Source organism: Pseudoxanthomonas composti (assembly GCF_004122095.1).
GTDB lineage: Bacteria > Pseudomonadota > Gammaproteobacteria > Xanthomonadales > Xanthomonadaceae > Pseudoxanthomonas_A > Pseudoxanthomonas_A composti.
Map to the genome: position 1 here is coordinate 29187 of NZ_SAWZ01000009.1, position 19513 is coordinate 48699.

Consider the following 19513-nt stretch of genomic DNA (forward strand, 5'->3'; position numbering starts at 1 on the left):
CGGTCGCTCGGGTCTTTCATGGCGTCCGCTGGGCCCAAGGGCAAGGGGCGCCGGGGAAGGGCAGGGCGCTTATTCTCGCGCAGGCCGGGCTGGCTTGCCGCGGAACGCTGCGATCTGGAAGCCAGGAGTGAGCGGAGAGGAGTGAGGAGTGAGTAAAAGCCAGGAGTGAGCGCAGAGGAGTGAGGAGTGAGGAGTGAGTAAAAGCCAGGAGTGAGCGGAGAGGAGTGAGGAGTGAGTAGAAGCAAGTGCGCAGCCGGTTGATCGCGGGCCTCCTGCGCACGCCCTTGCCTTTGCTCACTCCTCACTCCTCTCCACTCACTCCTCGCTAATGCGGATGACGTTCCGTCGCATACGGATTGGCCTCCCCACTGCCCGGCGGCCGCAGCGTGTACCGCTTGTAGGTCCACTGGTACTGGGCGGGGTCGCGGCGGGCGACGTGCTCGATCTCGGCGTTGAGCGCGGTGGCGGCGGTGACCGGGTCGGGGTCGGCGATGGCCGGTGCGACCGGGCGCACGTGCAGGGCGAACTCCAGGTCCGGGCCGATGCGCTCGCACCAGCACAGCAGCACGGTGGCGCCGGTGCGCTCGGCCAGGCGGTTGACCAGGGTCATGGTCAGCGCCGGCACGCCGAAGAACGGGGCGAATACGCCGTCGCCGGCCTTGGGCTGCTGGTCGGGCAGGATGCCGACCGCGCCGCCTTCCTTGAGCACCTTGAACAGCTGGCGCACCGCTGGCCCCTCGGCGCGCACCTGGCGGATGTTCTCCGCGGCCCGGGCCTGCAGCAGGAAAGCATCGCCCACGGCCGACTCGGGCGGGCGATACACGATGGAGATCGGCCCGCGCGAGGACAGCCACTGGTTCAGCAGCTCCCAGTTGCCGAAGTGCGGGGCAGCCACGATCAGCCCTTTGCCCGAGGCCAGCGCCGCGTCGTACAGGTCCTGGCCGTAGCGCTCGCGCAGGCGCGCCAGGTTCTGCCCGGCCGGCTGGCTCCACAGGCGGAAGGTCTCCAGCGTCTGCCGCGCGCTGGTGCGCAGGACCGCGCGCTGCAGGTCCTCGCGCTGGCTGGGCAGCAGCTCGGGATAGGCCAGCTCCAGGTTGCGGCGCGCCACCCGGCTCTCGCGTGCGTCCAGCCGCAGCCACAGCCAGGCGATGCCATCGGCCAGGCGACGCAGCCAGGGCCAAGGCAGGGCGGTGAGCAGGGCGACGGCGCGATGGAGCAGGGCGGCCAAGGTGTGCGGCTTCATCCGCGCAGTGTAACGGCCCGCTTTTCTGGCGCCGGCTTGCAATCGCACCAGGCCGCCGCCATCTGGCAGTACATCGTTCCCGCGGATGGAGTCGCAGCCCGCCATGCTCTGCCTGATCCAGCGTGTCAGCCGCGCCTCGGTGGAAGTGGAAGGCCGCACCATCGGCGCGATCGGGCCGGGGCTGCTGGCGCTGGTGGCGGTCGAGCCTGGCGACACGGACGCGCAACTGGCGCGCATGGCCGAGCGCCTGCTCGGCTACCGGGTCTTCGCCGACGAGGCAGGGCGGATGAACCGATCGGTGGCCGATACCGCCGGCGGCTTACTGCTGGTCAGCCAGTTCACCCTGGCGGCCGACACCCGCTCGGGGATGCGCCCCAGCTTCACCAGCGCCGCCCCGCCGCAGGAGGCAGAAGCGAAATTCGACCGCTTCGTGGCGATCTGCCGTGAAAAACACGCGCCAGGCGTTGAAACCGGGCAGTTCGGCGCCCATATGGTGGTAAGCCTGGTCAACGACGGTCCCGTGACCTTTCTGCTGCGGAGCTGACGTTGAGGCAGGCAGGCCGCAAGACCTGCGGCCGTGGCGCGATATTCGGCGACTGGATCGGTCGCTGCGGTTGGCGCGGTGCGAGCTGCGACACCGAGCGCGCGATGCAACCTGCGACACGACTTTGAACGTTCTTCAACGGCCTTCCTGAACGGAAGGTCAAAACCGGACGGGAAAGCCCCCGGCTGGTATAATGCTAGGTTCCCTTATTTCCTCTCAGACGGCGGCGCAAGCACTCATGGCCAACGAACGTCCTGCCCAGGCATCCGACATCAAGCTGTTGATCAGCAAAGGTCTCGAGCAAGGTTATCTGACCTATGCCGAGGTCAATGATCACCTGCCTGACGACATGGTCGACCCGGAGCAGATCGAAGACATCATCGGCATGATCAACGGCATGGGCATCCAGGTCCATGAAGTTGCGCCCGATGCAGAAACCCTGCTGCTGGCTGGCGAAGCCTCCGGTAACCGCGAAGTCGACGAGACCGCGGCCGAAGAAGCCGCCGCCGCGCTGACCTCGCTGGACAGCGAAGGCGGCCGCACCACCGACCCGGTGCGCATGTACATGCGCGAGATGGGCACGGTGGAGCTGCTGACCCGCGAAGGCGAAATCGCCATCGCCAAGCGCATCGAGGAAGGCCTGGGCCAGGTGCAGGCCTCGCTGGGCCTGATGCCGAGCATCGTGGAGATGCTGCTGGAGGAGTACGAGCAGCACAAGGCGGGCAAGAAGCGCCTGGCCGAGGTGGTGGTCGGCTTCAACGACTACGCCGCCGAGGAAGAGGCCGCCGCTGCGGCCGCGGCCGAGGAAGCGGCCAATCCCACTTCCGACGACGCCGATGCCGATTCGGACGACGACAGCGACGACGGCGACGAAGATGCCGGCGATGCCGAGGACGCCGGCCCCACCGGTCCGGACCCGGAAGAGGTCGCGCGCCGCATGGAAGTCATGTCCACCGCGCTGGCCAAGTTCAAGAAGGGCCACGCCAAGAGCGCCGACTTCAAGGGCGGTGCCAAGCTGCGCGAGGAGATGTCCGAGGTCCTGGTGACGCTCAAGCTGCCGCTCCCGCTGACCGACGTGCTGGTGCGCGCCGTGCGCGACCTGCTGGCCGACATCAAGAAGCACGAGCGCCGCGTGCTGCACCTGTCCTGCAACGTGGCCAAGATGCCGCGCAAGGACTTCATCCGTTCCTGGGAAGGCAATCAGACCAACCTGGAGTGGGTGGACGAGGCGCTCAAGCGCAAGCAGAAGTGGTCCTCGGGCCTGCGTGAGGTCAAGGACCAGATCATCGCCGAGCAGCAGGCCACCATCGACCTGGAAAAGGCGACCCTGCTGTCGCTGGCCGAGATCCGCGAGATCACCCGCACCATGGCCTACGGCGAAGCCAAGGCGCGCAAGGCCAAGAAGGAAATGGTCGAGGCCAACCTGCGCCTGGTGATCTCCATCGCCAAGAAGTACACCAACCGCGGCCTGCAGTTCCTGGACCTGATCCAGGAGGGCAACATCGGCCTGATGAAGGCGGTGGACAAGTTCGAATACCGCCGCGGCTACAAGTTCTCGACCTACGCCACCTGGTGGATCCGCCAGGCGATCACCCGCTCGATCGCCGACCAGGCGCGCACCATCCGTATCCCGGTGCACATGATCGAGACGATCAACAAGCTCAACCGCATTTCCCGCCAGATGCTCCAGCAGTACGGCCGCGAGGCCACGCCGGAGGAGCTGGCCAAGGAAATGGACATGCCGGAAGACAAGATCCGCAAGGTCATGAAGATCGCCAAGGAGCCGATCTCCATGGAGACCCCGATCGGCGACGACGAGGACTCGCACCTGGGCGACTTCATCGAGGACACCAACGTGGAGTCCCCGATCGAGAACACCACCAACATCAACCTGATGGAAACGGTGCGCGACGTCCTGGCCGGCCTGACCCCGCGGGAAGCCAAGGTGCTGCGCATGCGCTTCGGCATCGACATGAATACCGACCACACCCTGGAGGAAGTCGGCAAGCAGTTCGATGTCACCCGCGAGCGTATCCGTCAGATCGAGGCCAAGGCGCTGCGCAAGCTGCGTCACCCCTCGCGTTCGGAGCAGCTGCGCAGTTTCCTGGACATCGACTGATCCGCATCGCCCCTGGCGAACACCGAAAGGCCCTGCATCCGCAGGGCCTTTCGCGTGAAGGCGCCCCGGATTTTGTTGCCATAACATCGATCTCGTTACACTGCCCTGCAACAAGATCCTGTTCAGCCGTTGCGCGCGGTCCGGTTGTGCCATCGCCAGACGATCAAGGAGGATTCGTGTCCAACGCCCCGCAGTGCTGTCATCCGTCCGAGCCGCCGGCCCCGGGCACCCTCTCCTCCCGTCATAGACACCCCCGGTCCTGATGGTTTCACCCAACGAAGATGCGATGGCCTACGAAGCCATGCCCCCGGAAGCGCCGCTGGCCATGCCCAAGCAGACGCTATCCAGCGGCACGCTCAAGAACCCCGGCAAGCTGCCCAGCGCGCCGCCGCACATGTTCTGGCGGCGGCTGTACATCATCGGCGGCACGCTGCTGATCACCGCCCTGGGCACCTTCCAGATGTTCCGCGTGCTGGCCGCCGATGGCCTGGTCACGATCCTGGAGCTGGTGCTGCTGTGCTTCTTCGCCGTGCTGTTCGGCTGGGTCTCGCTGTCCTTCGTCAGCTCGGTGGCCGGGTTCCTGCTGATCTACACGCGCCGCCAGCGCCGCCTGGGCATCCGCGGCGACAAGCCGCTGCCGCCGCTGACGGTCAAGACCGCGCTGCTGATGCCCACCTACAACGAGGAGCCGCAGCGGCTGATGGCCGGCCTGCAGGCGATCTACGAGTCGGTGGCCGAGACCGGCTACCTGGACCGCTTCGATTTCTTCATCCTCAGCGACACCACGCGCGGGCCGATCCGGCTGGAGGAAGTGGCCGAGTTCCACCGACTGCGTGAGCGCGTGGGCGGCGGCAGCAATCTGTACTACCGCCACCGTTCGGACAACAGCGAGCGCAAGGCCGGCAATATCGCCGAGTGGGTGCGCCGCTTCGGTGGCCACTACCCGCAGATGCTGGTGCTGGATGCCGACAGCCTGATGACCGGCGACACCATCGTGCGCCTGGCCGGGGCGATGGAAGCCCACCCGGACGTGGGGCTGATCCAGTCGCTGCCGCTGATCGTCAACGGCAACACGCTGTTCGCGCGCATGCAGCAGTTCGCCGGGCGCGTGTACGGGCCGGTGATCGCCCACGGCGTGGCCTGGTGGCACGGCACCGAGAGCAACTACTGGGGCCATAACGCGGTCATGCGCACGCGCGCCTTCGCCGAGTGCGCCGGCCTGCCGCCGCTGAAGGGCATCGCGCCGTTCAAGGGCCATGTGCTCAGCCACGACTTCGTCGAAGCCGCGCTGATCCGCCGCGGCGGCTGGGCCTGCCACATGACGCCCGCGCTGGGCGGCAGTTTCGAGGAAGGCCCGCCGTCGCTGACCGACTTGCTGGTGCGCGACCGTCGCTGGTGCCAGGGCAACCTGCAGCACATCGGCGTGCTGCCCACGCGCGGCCTGCACTGGGTCAGCCGCATGCATTTCCTGGTGGGCATCGGCCACTACCTGACCGCGCCGATGTGGGCCATGTTGATGCTGATCGGCTTAGGCATACCGCTGACCGGCGACACCATGTCCTTAGGGATGAAGGAGCTGTCGCTGATCTCGCCGGCCTCGTACTGGCGCAGCCTGGACCCGGCGCGCATCGTCTATGTGTTCGGTGCGACCATGTTCGCCCTGTTCGCGCCCAAGTTCATGGGCTACCTGGCGATCCTGTCGGACAAGCAGACCCGCAAGGGCTGCGGCGGCGTGTGGCGCATGCTGGTCAGCATGATCATCGAGAGCGTCCTGGCCGCGCTGATGGCACCGATCGTGATGTTCGTGCAGTCGCGCGGCGTGGCCGAGGTGCTGGCTGGCAAGGACTCGGGCTGGGACGCGCAGCGCCGCGACGACGGCAGCCTGCCGTGGTCGGCGCTGGTCAAACGCTACGGCACGGTGACCCTGTTCGGCCTGGCGCTGGGCACGGCGGCGTGGTTCATCTCCCCGGCGTTGTTCGCCTGGATGTCGCCGGTGATCGTCGGCATGGTGCTGGCCATTCCCACCGTGGCCATGACCTCCTCGGTCACCCTGGGCCGCTGGCTGCGCACGTACCGCCTGCTGAGCATCCCGGAAGAGACCAAGCCCCCGGCCATCCTGACCCGCGCCAAGCAGCTGCGCCTGCCGGCTTCCGCCGGCCCGACGCCGCCCTCGCCGCCGCCGCCGGCCAACGACACCGAGCTGCAGGTCGAACGCCGCGTCGCCTGAGGCGCTGAGGGCGCCTTCGTCCAGTAAACTGCACGCCCGCCGCAATGGCGGGCGCTGCATGTCAGGGCCTATAGCTCAACGGTTAGAGCAGAGGACTCATAATCCTTTGGTTCCAGGTTCGAATCCTGGTGGGCCCACCACGCTGAAGTCCCAGGAAATCCCATGTGGTGCCAAAACCCCCTGAAATCAGGGGGTTTTTCGTTCCTGGCGTCCCAGGGCGTTCCGTTGAATCCCGGTGGGGTGTGAGTCAGGCTGTGAGTCGGCCGGAGTGTTCAAGACCTCCTGACTCACAAAAGGCTGACTCACATGCTGACCGACACCAAATTGCGCGGGCTGAAGCCCCGTGCGAACCCTTACCGCATCGCCGATACCAACGGGCTGTGCATCGAGGTTCGCCCCACTGGCGCGAAGGTCTGGCGCTATCGCTACCGCCATGACGGCAAGCCGAGCATGATCACGATCGCCGAGTATCCGATCGTGTCGCTTGCGGAGGCGCGCGCCGAACGCGACCGGCTGCGTGCGCTGGTAAAGGGTGGCGCCAACCCGGCCCAGGTCGCCCGCACCGAGCGCGCCGCGAAGCAGGAGCAGGCCGCGACCACCTTTGCAGTTGTGGCTGCGGAATTGCTAGTCAAGCGGGCCAAGGAAGGCCTGAGCCCCGGCTCGGTCAAGCGCGAGCGCCGGATGGTCGAGAAGGATCTTGTTGCCATCGGTGGCCTGCCCGTGGCCGAGGTGAGCGTCCCCACGCTGCGCGCGGCACTGCGCAAGATCGAGCGACGCGGTGCCGTGGAAACAGCGCATCGTGCCCGCGCACTGGCCGGGCTGGTGTTCCGCTACGCCATCGCCCCCGGTCGCGCCGACCGCAATCCGGCCAACGACCTGGTCGGTGCGCTGACGCAGCCGCAGACCCCGACGTAGCGATGAACGGCAACATCAAGGGCACTGTCCAGTCGGCGCTGGTGCGGGCGCTAGGGTCACACACGGACCTGGTGACCCAGGTGTTGAAGAACGACAAGCAAGCACTCGCACCGCTTGTTGGCTTGCTCTACGAGATGGTCAAGGGGGGGGGCAGAACATTGATCGAAGGGAGTTGGGGGAATGACAGCAGCGAGATCCTACTCCTCCATGAGCTTCTTGAAGCACCTCCGATGCCGCCGAAGCTGTTGGATGATCGCAGGCGATCCCGCTGCAATGGAAACTCGCTTCACGTAACTCGGGTAGCTTCTCTGAAACTCAGGCGCATGCTCTGTGTACTGCCGAAGCAGACGTTTCTGTCGCTGCACCGCCAGAGGTGTTTCCCCATCCATGGTCTTGGCCTTGGTATGCTGACGCACACCAGCCCGCATTTTCTTGTAATAGCGTGCAACCCCAGACGACCGCAAAAGGATGCGTTTCCCGTCGAACACCAGCCCAAGATACTGGAGCGGTTTGTCAGCGAGCGGCGTGAACGCACATTCCAATGTTTTGGCGGCCTGCATGGTTAACCGAAGATTCGCCAGCTTGTCTTCTACAAATTTCTTAAAATCGGTAACGTGCTCAGCTTTAACGATAACAAGAATATCGTCACAGTAGCGCCGATAGTAGCCTCCGACATAGCGTGCAGCCTTGCTCATCTCCTTATCGAAGGCGAGCATGTAGATATTGGAGAGCAGGGCACTCATCGGCGAGCCTTGGGGGATCCCCCTACCCGAGCTGTTTACGTGGACCAAACCGGCTCCGCGAATAGCACTTCGAAACTCAGCCGCCTCACAGATTCTTTCCCTCTTCTCAAGGGCACTTCTGCTTATTCCAAGCGCCTTCCGTGCTGCAATCAGCTCAACCGAAGCATGTCTGGTAAGGGATCGATACACTGCATAGTGATCCTTAGGCAAGGTAGCTTTCCCAAGCAACTCAGCCCAAGCGCTTTTTAAGAACGCATGATCAAGAGAACCAAAGAAGTCCTTAACATCAAACCCTAGCGCCGTACACGGAGCATTGGAAGCAACCCAATCAAACGCCTCCTTGGCAAAATTAACGTTCGATTTACCAAGTGGGCGGAATGCAATTACTTCTTCCTGGAGCCCTGCAATACTAAGCTTCTGCTCGTATAGTTCGGCCAGAACATAGTTGTAATATGCGTAGATCGCTGCATCGGCATGTGCTGCGTATCGAATGTCCCGAACCTTATTGCTCTTCTGTAGCTTACCCGTCGCAAGTCTTTTAATGCGCGGACGCACGATATCCAGGCGTAGAAACGGAAAGAATGCATGCCTACTCACTGCAACAGGATCTGAAACTAGCTGCTCGCACTTTTTCGAGTTCAATGGCACATCAAAGTGCTTATAGCTTCGCTTCTTCTGGAGTGCTGCTTCCAGAGCAGAGCCAGGCGGACCTCTATCTCGCATTAAGCCCCCAATATCTACAGGGCGGGGCTGGCTGTGGCGACCGCATGCCCCCCCTGCTGGTACAGCACAGGCCCCATCTAAGGAGACCCTACCCACCCCAGTCGGTTACCGGGGTTTAGCCACACATATACAAGATACTTGTATAGCCTGCTCACGGAGGAACTTATGGAGACAATCGTGGTCGAACTGACCCGGATCATCTTGATCACAGTGTTCCGCTGGTCGACGTGCGCTAGCGCACGCTGCCCTGGCGTGATAAGGACACCCCCGCCTACAAATTAGACGGGCGGCACATTTTTACCACCCTCCGCGCCCGGTAACAATACCCGTTTGCTTAGTACCCGGCCGTTTTGCCTAACTTCGCTTGCCCAGACCGGGGCTGCCACCCTGCAGGAACATCCTCCCTCCCCGTCCCTTGCCGTCGTCAGGACCTATCCTCATGCGCGGCAATGCGGCTTCCCTGCTTCAAAGTTCATAACACGCTCTAGAGCGGTCAGTGCCTGCTGTATTTCGTGCTGAAGAATGGGTTGATGCCGCAGGCGTGGCGGCCCGAGGAAAGCGAGTAAGACTGTGAGTAAGGCTATTTCCGGGCTTCGATAAAGTCTTTCTAATTCAGTAAATTACTCAGCCAGTGCGATTGCTGGTGGGCCCACCAAGAAACAGCTCAGGCATGCCTGACTCAGTCCGAGGTTCGGAGCGTCGCGGTGGGGCGCTCCGACTTTCTCTGAGCATCTCTTGACCAGCGCTGCGATGCCTGATCCATGTTCTGGAGAGTGACGTCCCCGAGCTATTTGTTTTGCCGGCTCGTAAGCTTTGCCGAGGCGCAGTGCTTCCTCATTAGCTACTTGTCTTTGGTTGGGCCGACCGACGTCCGCGGCTCTAGAATTGTCTGCTACTGCTCCTCGCGGAATTTTAGGACTAGCCCGCTTCTATCTCGATGTCGCCTGTTGACAGCTCAGCCCGGCAGTAGCAATCTCACCTGCAAGGAGCGTAGAAACTCCTCGTACAGCGGTACCCACCTCCGACAAGCCGGTGGGTTTTTTGTGCCTTGCGTTTCAGCGAGGCGCAGCCGACGTGATGCCTGCGTCGGGAGGGCGGCCAATACAACACCCGCAAGGGGAATACGCCCGCCGTCTGTACGCGGTTTCTAACCTCCCGACTTCCCGTCCGCCAATCACGGCGGACGGTCACTTCATGGTGAGCAGGAGAGGCCACGATGGTGGAGTACACGTTCGACGATCAGCAGATGCAGGGCGACGTTCTGTCAGAGACCAGTCGGCAGCTGCTTGAGGAGATCAAGCGCTATCTTCAGGGCTCGGCGTGGCTGGTGTCGCCGGGTACGGCAGGCCATGCCGTCGGAGGGGAGGCACAGACCGACATGGCGGACTTGGCAGGCTGTCTTGAACAAGCAGCCGCGCAACTTGAGTCGCTACTGCACGATCTGTCGCGACTGCGGTTGATTGGCGTGTCACAGGCCGCGACCGATGAAGACGCAGATGCGCAGACCGATCGTGAGCGGCTAAGCCAAGCGGTTGGCGAAGCGAGTGAGACGGACGAGCCCGCGTGGAGTTTCGGCGTCACGCTGGATCAGTTCGACAGGCTGGACACTCTGGTAATGGGAATCAAGGCGTTTGGCGATGCCGTCCATGCTGATGGCTCGGCCGAGTTTTCCGCCGGCACTGTTTGCACGCTCGGCCAGACCATCTTCGATCGCGCTGTCGAGGTGCATGACCTTCTTATGGAAATCGAGACGCAAGCGCTGCCTGCATCCGCGCATCGCCGCTGGTCTGTAGAAGAGGCCGCGCCCGCCTATGGTCTGACGCCCGCTCGCCGTGCCGGCAAGGTAATGAGAGTCGAGGAGCCGCCGTGTGTCTACCTATCGTGCATGTCGCAACCGGATTTGCTGCGGCTGCACTGACAAAGGTCGGCCGGGCCGATCCGCATGATCGGTCCGGTCGGCGATGGGTTGTCAGCGTAATAGGTACGCTTCAATCGCCAGCCGAATCTGGCTGCGCAGTTACAGTGGGCTGACCCAGGGGCGAGCGGTTCTTGTAGTCGTCTCGTGCCCACGCAGTGTCCCTTGAATGTTCCAGCGACCTGCATGGCGGATCGTTGTTGAGCATCTACCTCATGTCGACGCATCGGCTCCCTTGATGCCCGGTTGCCGCGTACTCACCAGCCGCAGGAACGTCTCGTGCTGGTAGCGGCTCATGCGTAGCTGCTGGCCGTTGTCCATGGTAATGACGTGATGGCCGTTGAACCAGGGGTCGATGGTCTTGATGCGCTGGATGTTGACGATGGCCGAGCGGTGCACGCGGGCGAAGCGGCGTGGATCCAGGCGCGCCTGCAATGCACTCATGGTCTCGCGGAGCTCGTGGATGCGGCCGGGGACGTGGATCTACACGCTGTTGCGGTTGGAGCGCATCCAGATGATGTCCTCGACGTCGAAGAAGACCACGCGTTCCTTCTCACGGACCGGAATGCGCGACAGGGACTCGTCGCGCTCGCGACACCCCTGCTGCACGGGGCAGCTGTCTTTGTCCCATCGAACATATGAGGTCACCACCCGAAGCGGACACCATGGGCGACGCCTCGGCGCCATTTCGTCGGCGATCCCGGTGATTCATCGGCGGCTTCTGAGGCTTGGTCGCAAACGGGTTGCCACGCCCTCGCGCGGGCGGCACCTTGCAGCGGCGATCACCTCGACCTGGAGCCCCGCATGACCCCCGTTGCCCTGTATTCGGCCGATCCGGCCCGCGGCTGGCTGCCTTGGGCATGGCTGACGCCGATCCTGATGATCCTGTTCAACGCGGTACCGGTGATCGCGCTGGACGGGTGGATGCAGTCGCAGCATTGGTCGACGCCGCGCGGCGATCCGATCGGCCTCACTGGCTTGCATGCGCTGCTGTGGATCGGCTTCGCGCCGACGCTGGCGGCCGTGCTGGCCTGGGTACGCTTGGTCGAAGGGCGCTCGCTGGCGAGCATTGGGTTGACCGGTCCGGCGCCGCTGAAAACTTTCCTGTGCGGACTGGCCGTTGGATGCGGCACGATCGCGCTGGTCGTCGTTGCGATCTGGATGGCCGGCGGCATGCAGGCGGCGGGCTGGGGGCAGGCCTGGCGCTCGCCCGCCAGTCTGCCGCAGATCGGTCTGCTGTTGTTGAGTTTCATGTTCCAGGCGAGCGTGGAGGAAATCATCTTCCGCGGCTGGATGTTGTCGGTGGTGGCGCGCAAGACCAACGTCGCCGTGGCGGTGATGCTGGTATCGCTCGCTTTCTGCCTCCTGCATTTCAGTCCGCACCAGCCGCCCCGGGTCATGCTCGCCATCTTCCTGTTCTCGCTGTTCGCCTGCGCCTGGGCGCTGCGGGCCGGCAATCTCTGGGGCGTGATGGGCTGGCATGTGGGGTGGAACTGGTTACTCGCAACCGGCTTCGAACTGCCCGTCACCGGCATGGATGCGCACTTGCCGGCGCTGCTGGTGGCGCTGCGCCCGCAAGGCCTCGACGCCCTGACCGGTGGCGCGGAAGGGCCGGAAGGCAGTTACCTGTGCAGCGTCTTCTTCATCGCCGCGATCGCGTGGATCCAGTGGCGAAAGACGCGCGGAGCTCAGGACTTCTCGCCGATCAGCAGGTAACCCCACCGCCCGGGCGGCATTGTTCCGTCTGGGCCCTTGCTTATCGGCTGCTGGTCCGCGCAGTACCGACACGTCCGCGACCTTCTGCTGCAGGCGCAGGACGACTACACCGACGACGTCAACCAGTCGCTGGTCTACTACCTGGCGCTGCGAAAGGCCGGCGTCCCTGCAGAAATGCACATCTATCCCGAGGGTGGACATGCGTTCGGCCTGCGTCCCTCGATGTCAGCCATCAGCAAATGGCCTCGCCTTGCCGAAGACTGGCTGCCGGCCAGGGGCGTGATCCCGGATGGGGGGAGCCAGGCGCGTTGGTTGAGCGGTGCTTCGCGCGCATTCATCCCAAGAATGCCACTCACCTCGCTGTGGCGTGGCGCGACGGGTGGTGGGCCGCGCCGAGGAGGCGGTCCGCTGGCCGACAGGCGCAGGAGCAGCCCATGCGTCTCAGGGCGCGGCGCGCGCGCTGGGCGCGACCAACCGCCTGGCAAGCACCGCTGCCATCGCAATGGCGATGCCGATCATGAGGCAGGCGACGGCAAAGCCCGAGGTGACCTGATCGGCACGTGCGCCGTCAGGCGCCAGCGAGAAGAACACGCCGCCGATCAGCGCCACGGCCAGGGCGGCCCCGAGTTGCAGCGCCGCGCTGACCAACCCGGCCGCCAAGCCGGCCCAGCGCGGCGCAACCAGGTCCACGTTCAAGCGCACCACGGCCGGCAGCGCGATGCCCTGTCCCAGGCCGATCAACAGCAGGGGTACGGGGAGCCACGCGGGGGCGCCCAGCGCCGCCAAGCCTGCGGCCGCGAGCAGACCCGCCACTTCCAGGCCCATGCCGAAGCTGGCCACGCGCGGTCCCAGCCGGCGCACCAGCCGCACACCGCACGCCGGCCCAAGCACCTGGCCGATCCCCAGCGGAAGCACGGCCAGCCCGGCGGCCAGGGCGCCATGGCCCAATCCGGCCTGCTGATACACCGCAAAGGTCAGGAAGAAGGCCGCCACGGCATACAGCAGGGCCGCCGCCAGCAGACCCAGGGCAAGCCCGGGCGCGGCCGAAATGGCCGAGGGCGGCACCAGCGGCGAACGGCCCAGGCGCTCGCGCCGCTGCTCCAGGCGCCAGAACACGGCAAGCAGACACGGGCTCAGCGCCAGCATGGCCAGGCTCCACCAGGGCCACCCGCGTTCGCGTCCTTCGATCAGCGGCACCACCAGCGCAAGCACGCCCAAGGCCAGCAGCAGCGTGCCCGGCACATCCACCCTGCCGTTGTCCTCGCCCCGGGTCTCGCGCACCAGGATCGCCGCGGCCGGGACCGCCAGCGCGATGACCGGGACATTGATCAGGAACACACTGCGCCAGCCCAGCCCCCACAGATCGGCCGAGACCAGCAGTCCGCCCAGCACCTGCCCGCCCACCGAGGCCAGGCCGAAGGTCGCACCGTACAAACCCAGCGCACGATGCTTCTCGTGGTCCGGGAACAAGGCGTGGATCGAGGCCAGGGACTGCGGCGCCATGATCGCCGCCGAGACGCCCTGCAGCAGCCTTCCCAGGACCAGCACGTCGGTCGACGGTGCGAACCCGCACAGCGCCGATGCCAGCCCGAAGCCGAGCATGCCGATCACGAAGACGCGTCGGCGTCCGAACAGATCGCCCAACCGACCGCCCAGGATCAGGGTGACCGCGTAGGCGATGGCGTACACCGACACCACCAGCTGCGCCACGTCGGTCGATGCACGCAGATCGGAGCGGATGCTGGGCAGGGTGACGTTGACGATGAAGAAATCCAGCGGAGGCAGCAGGGTCCCCGCCAGCAGCACGCAAAGGGCGGCCCAGCGGCGCGGGTCGACGCGCTCCATCTCCGGAGCGGGAAGGGAGGTGTTCATTTGGACTCCAAAAGCTGCGAGCAAAAGGCGCCGGCCTTGGCCCGCGTTGCCGACGCCACCGTGCGTGCTCGACGCGGGCAACGGGCGCCTGGCGCTGGAACGCGCAGGACAAGCGCGAGACGTCGTGCTCGAGAGCGGTCAGCGTTGCCGTCGCGACGGTGGAGATGACGTGCAGTCAGCGCATGCCGCCTGACCCGACGATGCATTCGCCCGTCACCCAGCCGGCGTCATCGCAGGCGAGGAAGGACACGATCGAGGCGATGTCCTCGACCTGACCGATCCGGCCCAGCGGCGTCTGTTGCTCGTTCCAGGCCCGGAAGTCCGAACCCATCACGCCGTTGGCGTGGGTCCCGTCGGTTTCGATCAGCCCGGGATTGACCGCATTGACGCGGATGCCGCGCGGGCCCAGCTCGCGCGAGAGCACGCCGGTGATGGCGTCGATGGCCCCCTTGGTGCCGCTGTAGATCGCGCTTTCGCTCGGCAGGATCCGGGTGACGAAGGAGCTGATGTTGATGATGCTGGCGCCTTGCTTCAGGAACGGCACGGCTGCGCCGGTGACCAGCAGCGGGGCCAGCACGTTGAGGTCGAACTGCTGGCGATACAGCGCCTCGGTACTTTCCTCGACCTTGGCGAACTGGTACCTGCCCGCATTGTTGACCAGGATGTCCAGCCTGCCGAACTCGGCGATGGCCGAGGCGATGAGCGCATCGACCTCGGCCTTGATGCGGACATCGGCGCGTGTCGCGATCGCGCGGCCTCCGGCGTCAGTGATCTCGGCGACCACGCTTTGCGCTTCGCGCGCGCTGGCGGCGTAGTTGACGACCACCTTGGCGCCATCGCGTGCCAGGCGGCGCGCGATCCCCGCGCCGATGCCTTTGGATGCGCCCGTGACCAGGGCGACCTTCTCGTTCAATCTGCTCATGTGAGGTGGCTCCATGTGAAGCCGGCTGCGACCGAGGCGCTGGCCAGCGTTGCGAGGGCCTTGCAGCGAGCGCGCGTGGAGAGGACCAGGCGCAGGGCGTGGCGCAAGGCGCATGTCCTGTGCTCGCGCGCCCTCGCTGGAGGGCAGGTGCATGGTGCCCCTTGCAGGATTGTCTGGGCACTGTCATTCCTGCATATTCGGCGTGCATTTTTGAACGGGATCTCGGCATGGAGTGGAGCGATATCCGGATCTTCCTGGCGGTGGTGCGCGGCAAGTCGCTGGGCGAGGCCGCACGCGCGCTGGGCGTGAGCCATCCCACCGTCGGGCGCCGGATCAGGGTGCTGGAAGCGCAGGCCGAGCAACCCTTGTTTCGCAGGACCAGGGACGGGCTGGTGCTCACCGATGCGGGCGATGCGGTGCTGTCCCTGGCCCACGCCATGGAGGAGGCGGCCCTGTCCATGGAGCGGCGCCTGGCGGGCAACCATGCCCGGCTCGAAGGCATCCTGCGGATCTCATCGGCGGACTGGTTCGCCGCCTACGTCCTGGCGCCGGTCCTGGTCGAACTCGGGCGCCTGCATCCTGCCGTGGTGCCTGAAATCATCGCCAGCTACCGGTTGCTGGACCTGTCCCGTCGCGAGGCCGACGTGGCCTTTCGCATCGTGCCCTTCAGCGAGCCGGACATCGTGCAGCGTCGCCTGATGACCATGCCTTACGGCCTGTACGGATCAGCCGAGACCGCGCATGCGGTGCGTCAGGACCCCGGATCGGTCCCCCTGATCCTCATGAACTCGGCACAGGCGCACTTTCCCGATGTCGGCTGGCTGCTGGACCGCTTCCCGCAGTCCAGGCGTGCCTTCACCAGCACCAGCCGCAGCGTCCAGGCGCAGATGTGCCGCAGGGGCCAGGGCGTTGCGGTACTGCCGCGGCCATTGGCCGAAGGCGTGGACGGGCTGCAGCGCATCGACCAGTTCGGGCAGCCGCCCAGTCGCCAGGTCTGGGTGGGCTATCACCAGGACCTTCGCCACATGGATCGGCTGCGCGCGCTGCTGGAGATCGCCGAGCGGCTGCTGCCCCAGGCCACCGCGACCGAAGACGGCGTCGGATCAGCGCGGCCCTAGCAAGGCCGCAGCGTCGTTGCGCCCAGCACGGACACCTCACCAGTTCCCCATGGACGCAACCCCGTAGGGTGGAAGACGCCTCACCCTTCCACCACGGACCCACCGAACAAGCCGATCCACAGCCTCGCCAACTCGATCAACAGTTCACCAATCCAACCCCGCGCGCGACATCGCGTCCCGCCGCCGCAGTGCCGCGGACCCAGGGATGCCTTCCGCGTCGCGCGCTCAATGCGCGAGCGCCAGGCGGGCGGGCCGGTGCACTTCCACCGTCACGTGCACCAGTTCCTCGTGGACCTGCAACGCCCGGCGGAAGTAGTCGGCATCCAGGTCGGCGGGCGTGACCAGGCTGATCACGCAGGCGTAGCGCTCGGCGCCCACGCGCCAGACATGCAGGTCGCTGATGGCCACCTCGTGCGGATCCTGTGCGATGACCTCGCGGATCTCCTCGACCACCGGCGCATCCATTTCCGCATCCAGCAGCACACGCGCAGTGCTGCGCAACAGGCCCCAGGCCCACACGGTGACCAGCACTGCGCCGACGATGCCCATCAGCGGGTCCATCCAGGTCAGGCCCCACAGCATGCCGACCACCAGGGCCAGGATGGCCAGCACGGAAGTGGCGGCATCGGCCACCACGTGCAGATAGGCCGCGCGCAGGTTGAGATCCTGATGCGCATGGCCGGCATGATCGTGCCCGTGCCCGTGCCCGTGCCCATGTCCATGTCCATGTCCATGCCCATGCGAGTGCGAGTGCGAGTGCGAGTGCGAGTGGCTGTCGCGCAGCCACCAGGCGCAGACCAGGTTGACCAGCAGGCCGATGCCGGCGATGACGATGGCTTCCTGGTAGTGGATCGGCTTGGGCGCGACGAAGCGCTCGATGGACTGCACCGCCATCAGCACCGCCACGCACAGCAGCAGGATCGCGCTGGAGTAACCGCCCAGCACTTCCACTTTCCAGGTCCCGAAGGCGAAGCGGGCGTTGTCGGCGTGACGTCGGGCGAAGGCATAGGCGAACAAGGCCAGCCCCAGCGCCAGCGCATGCGAGCTCATGTGCCAGCCATCGGCCAGCAGCGCCATGGAGTTCAGCACCCAGCCGCCGACGATCTCCACCACCATCATGATCGCCGTCAGCGCCACTGCGCGGCGGGTGTTGGCTTCGGCCAGGGGATTGCCACTGCCGAAGGCGTGGGAGTGGCGGCGGCTGGCGGCGATGGCGTGCGTGGACATGGCAGGACGGGCGCTCGCGTAAGATACCCCCATAGGGTACATCGGATACCCCCGGGAGGTACCGCATGGCACATCTGAATCATGACCGCGCCCGCCTGCTGGCCCGCATCAGGCGAATGAAGGGGCAGGTCGAAGCGCTGGAAAAAGCGCTGTCCGCGCACGCACCCGACGAACTGGACTGCACCGCGCTGCTGACCCAGGTCGCCGCAGTGCGCGGCGCTTCCCATGGGTTGATGGTGGAACTGCTGAGCGAGCACCTGCGCCACCACGTCGCCGGCCCGGACGATGCCGCCAGCCGCGAATCGGCGGTGGAGGACATCGCCGGCATCCTCAAGAGCTATCTGAAGTAGGTCAGTTGAACTTCAGCGGTGGACTGCGGCAAACGCCAGCGGCACCGCCCGTGGGTTCACCGCATGGGTGTCCCATGGGAGGGCTCCTTCCAGGCATCGGGGCTGCCCAGGTGCGCCGGATCAGAACATCTCGTCCAGCATGAGATGGAACTGCAGCTTGCGCTCATTGACGACGGCGCTGCCGTAGCGTTCGAGGAATCGCGTCTGCAGGGACGCGTCGAACTCGCCGAGACAGTTCCACAGGATCGCCAGGTCTTGGTAGCGGTCGGCGACACCCACCCTGCCGGCGTCGATGCAGCCGGTGACCTGGCCATCGATCATCAGGATGTTGTCCAGCGAGTAATCGCCATGGGTGACCACAGGATCGGGCGGCAACGGCAGCAGCTTCTGCATTGCCTCCCAGACCTGCGCGGCAGTCCAGCCTTCGCGCTCGGTGTCGAAGTCGTCTTCATCGACAAGACCCGCGTCGATGCGCTCGCGCGCCCGTGCCAGGCGATAGGCGTGATCGCTGGTGAAAGGACAATCGCCGACCGGGATCGCATGGAGACGCTGCAGGAATCCGGCGAGCGCATCGACGATCTCTGCGCGGGCCTCAGGGTGCGCTTCCAGAAGCTGGTAGGCGGTCTGTCCAGGAACGGCGGTCATCAGTAGCCACGCCTCGTCCTGGGTGGCGAGGAAGGCTTGGACCTCGGGGACCGGAACGTGTCCTGCCAGCCAGCGCAGCCGGACCATTTCGTCTGTGATGTCGCCCGCGACAGCGCCGCGACCATGCTTGAGGAAAAGATCAGGTGCACCGCGCTTGCCGTGCAGTCGGTGAACCGCACCACCAGACTCCCCGACCTTGTCGCGCGCCCATGCATAACCTTCCACCAGCGTGGCCAGGGTCGCCGGCAGCGGGATCGCGTTACAGGCCTCTTCCCGATCCTCATCCGTCATACAGCCTCTCCTGTGCCCCTGTTCTGGATCTCTAGCGACTGCCGTCCTCCATCGGCTTGCAGTGGGAGACTGTCCGCAGGGGCCACAGGGTGCCGCGCGCAGTGCAGCGCGGGCAAGCTTGCGCGTGTCCCCTCCGCTCAGGGCTGCACGGTAAAACCGCGCTGGATGAAGATTGGCCTGGCGGCCGGCGAGATCAGCCAGCGCACGAAAGCCTCCGCGCCGGGCTGCGCACCTTTCAGCGCCGCGACCGGATAGACGATGGGCGGATGGCTGTCGGCGGGGAAGGTGGCGACCACGCGCACCTTGGGATCGGCCTTGGCGTCGGAGCCATAGACGATGCCCAGCGGCGCCTCGCCGCGCGAGACCAACAGCAGGGCCGCACGCACGCTGTCCGATTCGGCCAGCTGCGTCGAGACGCCGTCCCACAGCTGCAGCGATTCCAGCGCGGCCTTGCCGTACTTGCCGGCCGGCACGCTGCTCACCTGGCCCATGGCCAGGCGGCCGCTGCCGAGCGCGGTCTTCAGGGAGCCGGCCTTGCGCAGGTCCACCGAGGTCTTGCTGGACTTGGGCGCGACCACGACCAGGGTGTTGCCCAGCAGGTTGTGGCGGCTGGCAGTGTCGACCCTGCCGCGCTGGGCCAGGTAGTCCATCCACTCCAGGTCGGCGGAGAAGAACACGTCGGCCGGCGCGCCTTGCTCGATCTGCCGCGCCAGCGCGGAGCTGGCGGCGTAGGACACACGCACCGGCGTGCCGGTGCGCTGCTCGTACTGCGTGGCGGCCGCATCCATCGATTCCTTCAGGCTGGCCGCGGCGAAGACGGTGATGGGCTCGGCGGCATTCGCCGAGGTGGTGGCCAGTGCGAGCAGGAAGGCGCAGCCTCGAAGCATCAGGCCAGTCAGGCTTTTCATCGAAGGGACTCTCGGATCGAAGGGTTGGCGCACCG

The 19513-nt window shown here is 65.6% G+C and carries 17 protein-coding genes and 1 tRNA gene; 9 read left to right on the plus strand and 9 right to left on the minus strand.

The window, feature by feature from the left end:
* Positions 1–325: 325 nt before the first annotated feature.
* Positions 326–1243: a lauroyl acyltransferase gene (locus EPA99_RS15140; protein WP_129472085.1), complete on the minus strand. Its 918-nt coding sequence runs from the start codon at positions 1241–1243 to the stop codon at positions 326–328.
* 103 nt (positions 1244–1346) lie between these two features.
* On the opposite strand from EPA99_RS15140, the gene dtd reads away from it, so the two are divergent.
* From dtd to EPA99_RS19000, 5 genes are all read left to right on the plus strand, one after another.
* Positions 1347–1787, plus strand: a complete 441-nt coding sequence (dtd, locus tag EPA99_RS15145) for a D-aminoacyl-tRNA deacylase (RefSeq protein WP_129472086.1) — start codon at positions 1347–1349, stop codon at positions 1785–1787.
* 193 nt (positions 1788–1980) lie between these two features.
* Positions 1981–3906, plus strand: a complete 1926-nt coding sequence (gene rpoD, locus EPA99_RS15150; RefSeq protein WP_129472087.1) for an RNA polymerase sigma factor RpoD — start codon at positions 1981–1983, stop codon at positions 3904–3906.
* Between the two features lie 262 nt (positions 3907–4168).
* On the plus strand, positions 4169–6133 hold the full coding sequence (gene mdoH, locus EPA99_RS15155; RefSeq protein ID WP_129472088.1) for a glucans biosynthesis glucosyltransferase MdoH: 1965 nt from the start codon (positions 4169–4171) through the stop codon (positions 6131–6133).
* A 64-nt stretch (positions 6134–6197) separates the two neighbouring features.
* A tRNA-Ile gene (locus tag EPA99_RS15160) sits at positions 6198–6273 on the plus strand.
* Positions 6274–6439: 166 nt separating this feature from the next.
* Positions 6440–7048 carry a tyrosine-type recombinase/integrase gene (locus tag EPA99_RS19000; protein WP_164978670.1) on the plus strand — a complete coding sequence of 203 codons (609 nt, stop codon included), beginning with the start codon at positions 6440–6442 and terminating at the stop codon, positions 7046–7048.
* A gap of 197 nt (positions 7049–7245) precedes the next feature.
* Here EPA99_RS19000 and drt2 read toward each other — a convergent pair whose 3' ends face one another.
* Entirely contained in the window at positions 7246–8514 is a 1269-nt protein-coding gene (gene drt2 / locus EPA99_RS19005; RefSeq protein ID WP_338325396.1) for an antiviral reverse transcriptase Drt2, read from the minus strand.
* A 1216-nt stretch (positions 8515–9730) separates the two neighbouring features.
* Between drt2 and EPA99_RS15175 the strand changes: the two genes are divergently transcribed.
* The gene (locus tag EPA99_RS15175) at positions 9731–10432 is read left to right on the plus strand and encodes an XAC0095 family protein (protein ID WP_129472090.1); all 702 of its coding nucleotides are present in this window, start codon (positions 9731–9733) and stop codon (positions 10430–10432) included.
* A gap of 210 nt (positions 10433–10642) precedes the next feature.
* Here the strand turns inward: EPA99_RS15175 and EPA99_RS19010 are convergent, their stop codons facing one another.
* Both EPA99_RS19010 and EPA99_RS19085 read right to left on the minus strand, forming a co-directional pair.
* Complete coding sequence (locus EPA99_RS19010) at positions 10643–10912, minus strand: LytTR family DNA-binding domain-containing protein (RefSeq protein WP_338325397.1); 270 nt, start codon at positions 10910–10912, stop codon at positions 10643–10645.
* On the minus strand, positions 10913–11038 hold the full coding sequence (locus EPA99_RS19085) for a hypothetical protein (protein ID WP_277751649.1): 126 nt from the start codon (positions 11036–11038) through the stop codon (positions 10913–10915).
* 195 nt (positions 11039–11233) lie between these two features.
* Between EPA99_RS19085 and EPA99_RS15185 the strand changes: the two genes are divergently transcribed.
* Positions 11234–12145 carry a CPBP family intramembrane glutamic endopeptidase gene (locus tag EPA99_RS15185; RefSeq protein WP_129472091.1) on the plus strand — a complete coding sequence of 304 codons (912 nt, stop codon included), beginning with the start codon at positions 11234–11236 and terminating at the stop codon, positions 12143–12145.
* 441 nt (positions 12146–12586) lie between these two features.
* On the opposite strand, the gene EPA99_RS15190 is transcribed toward EPA99_RS15185, so the two are convergent.
* Together EPA99_RS15190 and EPA99_RS15195 are read right to left on the minus strand one after the other, a co-directional pair.
* Positions 12587–14017 (minus strand): MFS transporter, encoded by a 1431-nt coding sequence (locus EPA99_RS15190; RefSeq protein ID WP_206733777.1) that lies wholly within the window; start codon positions 14015–14017, stop codon positions 12587–12589.
* 175 nt (positions 14018–14192) lie between these two features.
* Positions 14193–14939, minus strand: coding sequence for a glucose 1-dehydrogenase (locus EPA99_RS15195; protein WP_129472092.1), 747 nt, complete (start codon positions 14937–14939; stop codon positions 14193–14195).
* A 227-nt stretch (positions 14940–15166) separates the two neighbouring features.
* On the opposite strand from EPA99_RS15195, the gene EPA99_RS15200 reads away from it, so the two are divergent.
* Complete coding sequence (locus tag EPA99_RS15200) at positions 15167–16057, plus strand: LysR family transcriptional regulator (RefSeq protein ID WP_129472093.1); 891 nt, start codon at positions 15167–15169, stop codon at positions 16055–16057.
* A gap of 225 nt (positions 16058–16282) precedes the next feature.
* Here EPA99_RS15200 and dmeF read toward each other — a convergent pair whose 3' ends face one another.
* Positions 16283–17284, minus strand: coding sequence for a CDF family Co(II)/Ni(II) efflux transporter DmeF (gene dmeF, locus EPA99_RS15205; RefSeq protein ID WP_129472094.1), 1002 nt, complete (start codon positions 17282–17284; stop codon positions 16283–16285).
* Between the two features lie 65 nt (positions 17285–17349).
* On the opposite strand from dmeF, the gene EPA99_RS15210 reads away from it, so the two are divergent.
* A complete protein-coding gene (locus tag EPA99_RS15210) occupies positions 17350–17634 on the plus strand; it encodes a metal/formaldehyde-sensitive transcriptional repressor (protein WP_129472095.1) in 285 nt (94 codons plus the stop codon).
* A 120-nt stretch (positions 17635–17754) separates the two neighbouring features.
* On the opposite strand, the gene EPA99_RS15215 is transcribed toward EPA99_RS15210, so the two are convergent.
* Positions 17755–18570, minus strand: a complete 816-nt coding sequence (locus tag EPA99_RS15215; RefSeq protein WP_129472096.1) for an APH(3')-I family aminoglycoside O-phosphotransferase — start codon at positions 18568–18570, stop codon at positions 17755–17757.
* A gap of 137 nt (positions 18571–18707) precedes the next feature.
* The gene (modA, locus tag EPA99_RS15220; RefSeq protein WP_129472097.1) at positions 18708–19478 is read right to left on the minus strand and encodes a molybdate ABC transporter substrate-binding protein; all 771 of its coding nucleotides are present in this window, start codon (positions 19476–19478) and stop codon (positions 18708–18710) included.
* Between the last annotated feature and the right edge of the window lie 35 nt (positions 19479–19513).

Excerpts from the sequence above, each read along its gene's own strand:
- EPA99_RS15140 (WP_129472085.1), bottom strand. The coding sequence starts at position 1,243 with ATGAAGCCGCACACCTTGGCCGCCCTGCTCCATCGCGCCGTCGCCCTG.
- dtd (WP_129472086.1), top strand. The coding sequence starts at position 1,347 with ATGCTCTGCCTGATCCAGCGTGTCAGCCGCGCCTCGGTGGAAGTGGAA.
- rpoD (WP_129472087.1), top strand. The coding sequence starts at position 1,981 with ATGCTAGGTTCCCTTATTTCCTCTCAGACGGCGGCGCAAGCACTCATG.
- mdoH (WP_129472088.1), top strand. The coding sequence starts at position 4,169 with ATGGTTTCACCCAACGAAGATGCGATGGCCTACGAAGCCATGCCCCCG.
- EPA99_RS19000 (WP_164978670.1), top strand. The coding sequence starts at position 6,440 with ATGCTGACCGACACCAAATTGCGCGGGCTGAAGCCCCGTGCGAACCCT.
- drt2 (WP_338325396.1), bottom strand. The coding sequence starts at position 8,514 with ATGCGAGATAGAGGTCCGCCTGGCTCTGCTCTGGAAGCAGCACTCCAG.
- EPA99_RS15175 (WP_129472090.1), top strand. The coding sequence starts at position 9,731 with ATGGTGGAGTACACGTTCGACGATCAGCAGATGCAGGGCGACGTTCTG.
- EPA99_RS15185 (WP_129472091.1), top strand. The coding sequence starts at position 11,234 with ATGACCCCCGTTGCCCTGTATTCGGCCGATCCGGCCCGCGGCTGGCTG.
- EPA99_RS15190 (WP_206733777.1), bottom strand. The coding sequence starts at position 14,017 with ATGAACACCTCCCTTCCCGCTCCGGAGATGGAGCGCGTCGACCCGCGC.
- EPA99_RS15195 (WP_129472092.1), bottom strand. The coding sequence starts at position 14,939 with ATGAGCAGATTGAACGAGAAGGTCGCCCTGGTCACGGGCGCATCCAAA.
- EPA99_RS15200 (WP_129472093.1), top strand. The coding sequence starts at position 15,167 with ATGGAGTGGAGCGATATCCGGATCTTCCTGGCGGTGGTGCGCGGCAAG.
- dmeF (WP_129472094.1), bottom strand. The coding sequence starts at position 17,284 with ATGTCCACGCACGCCATCGCCGCCAGCCGCCGCCACTCCCACGCCTTC.
- EPA99_RS15210 (WP_129472095.1), top strand. The coding sequence starts at position 17,350 with ATGGCACATCTGAATCATGACCGCGCCCGCCTGCTGGCCCGCATCAGG.
- EPA99_RS15215 (WP_129472096.1), bottom strand. The coding sequence starts at position 18,570 with ATGACGGATGAGGATCGGGAAGAGGCCTGTAACGCGATCCCGCTGCCG.
- modA (WP_129472097.1), bottom strand. The coding sequence starts at position 19,478 with ATGAAAAGCCTGACTGGCCTGATGCTTCGAGGCTGCGCCTTCCTGCTC.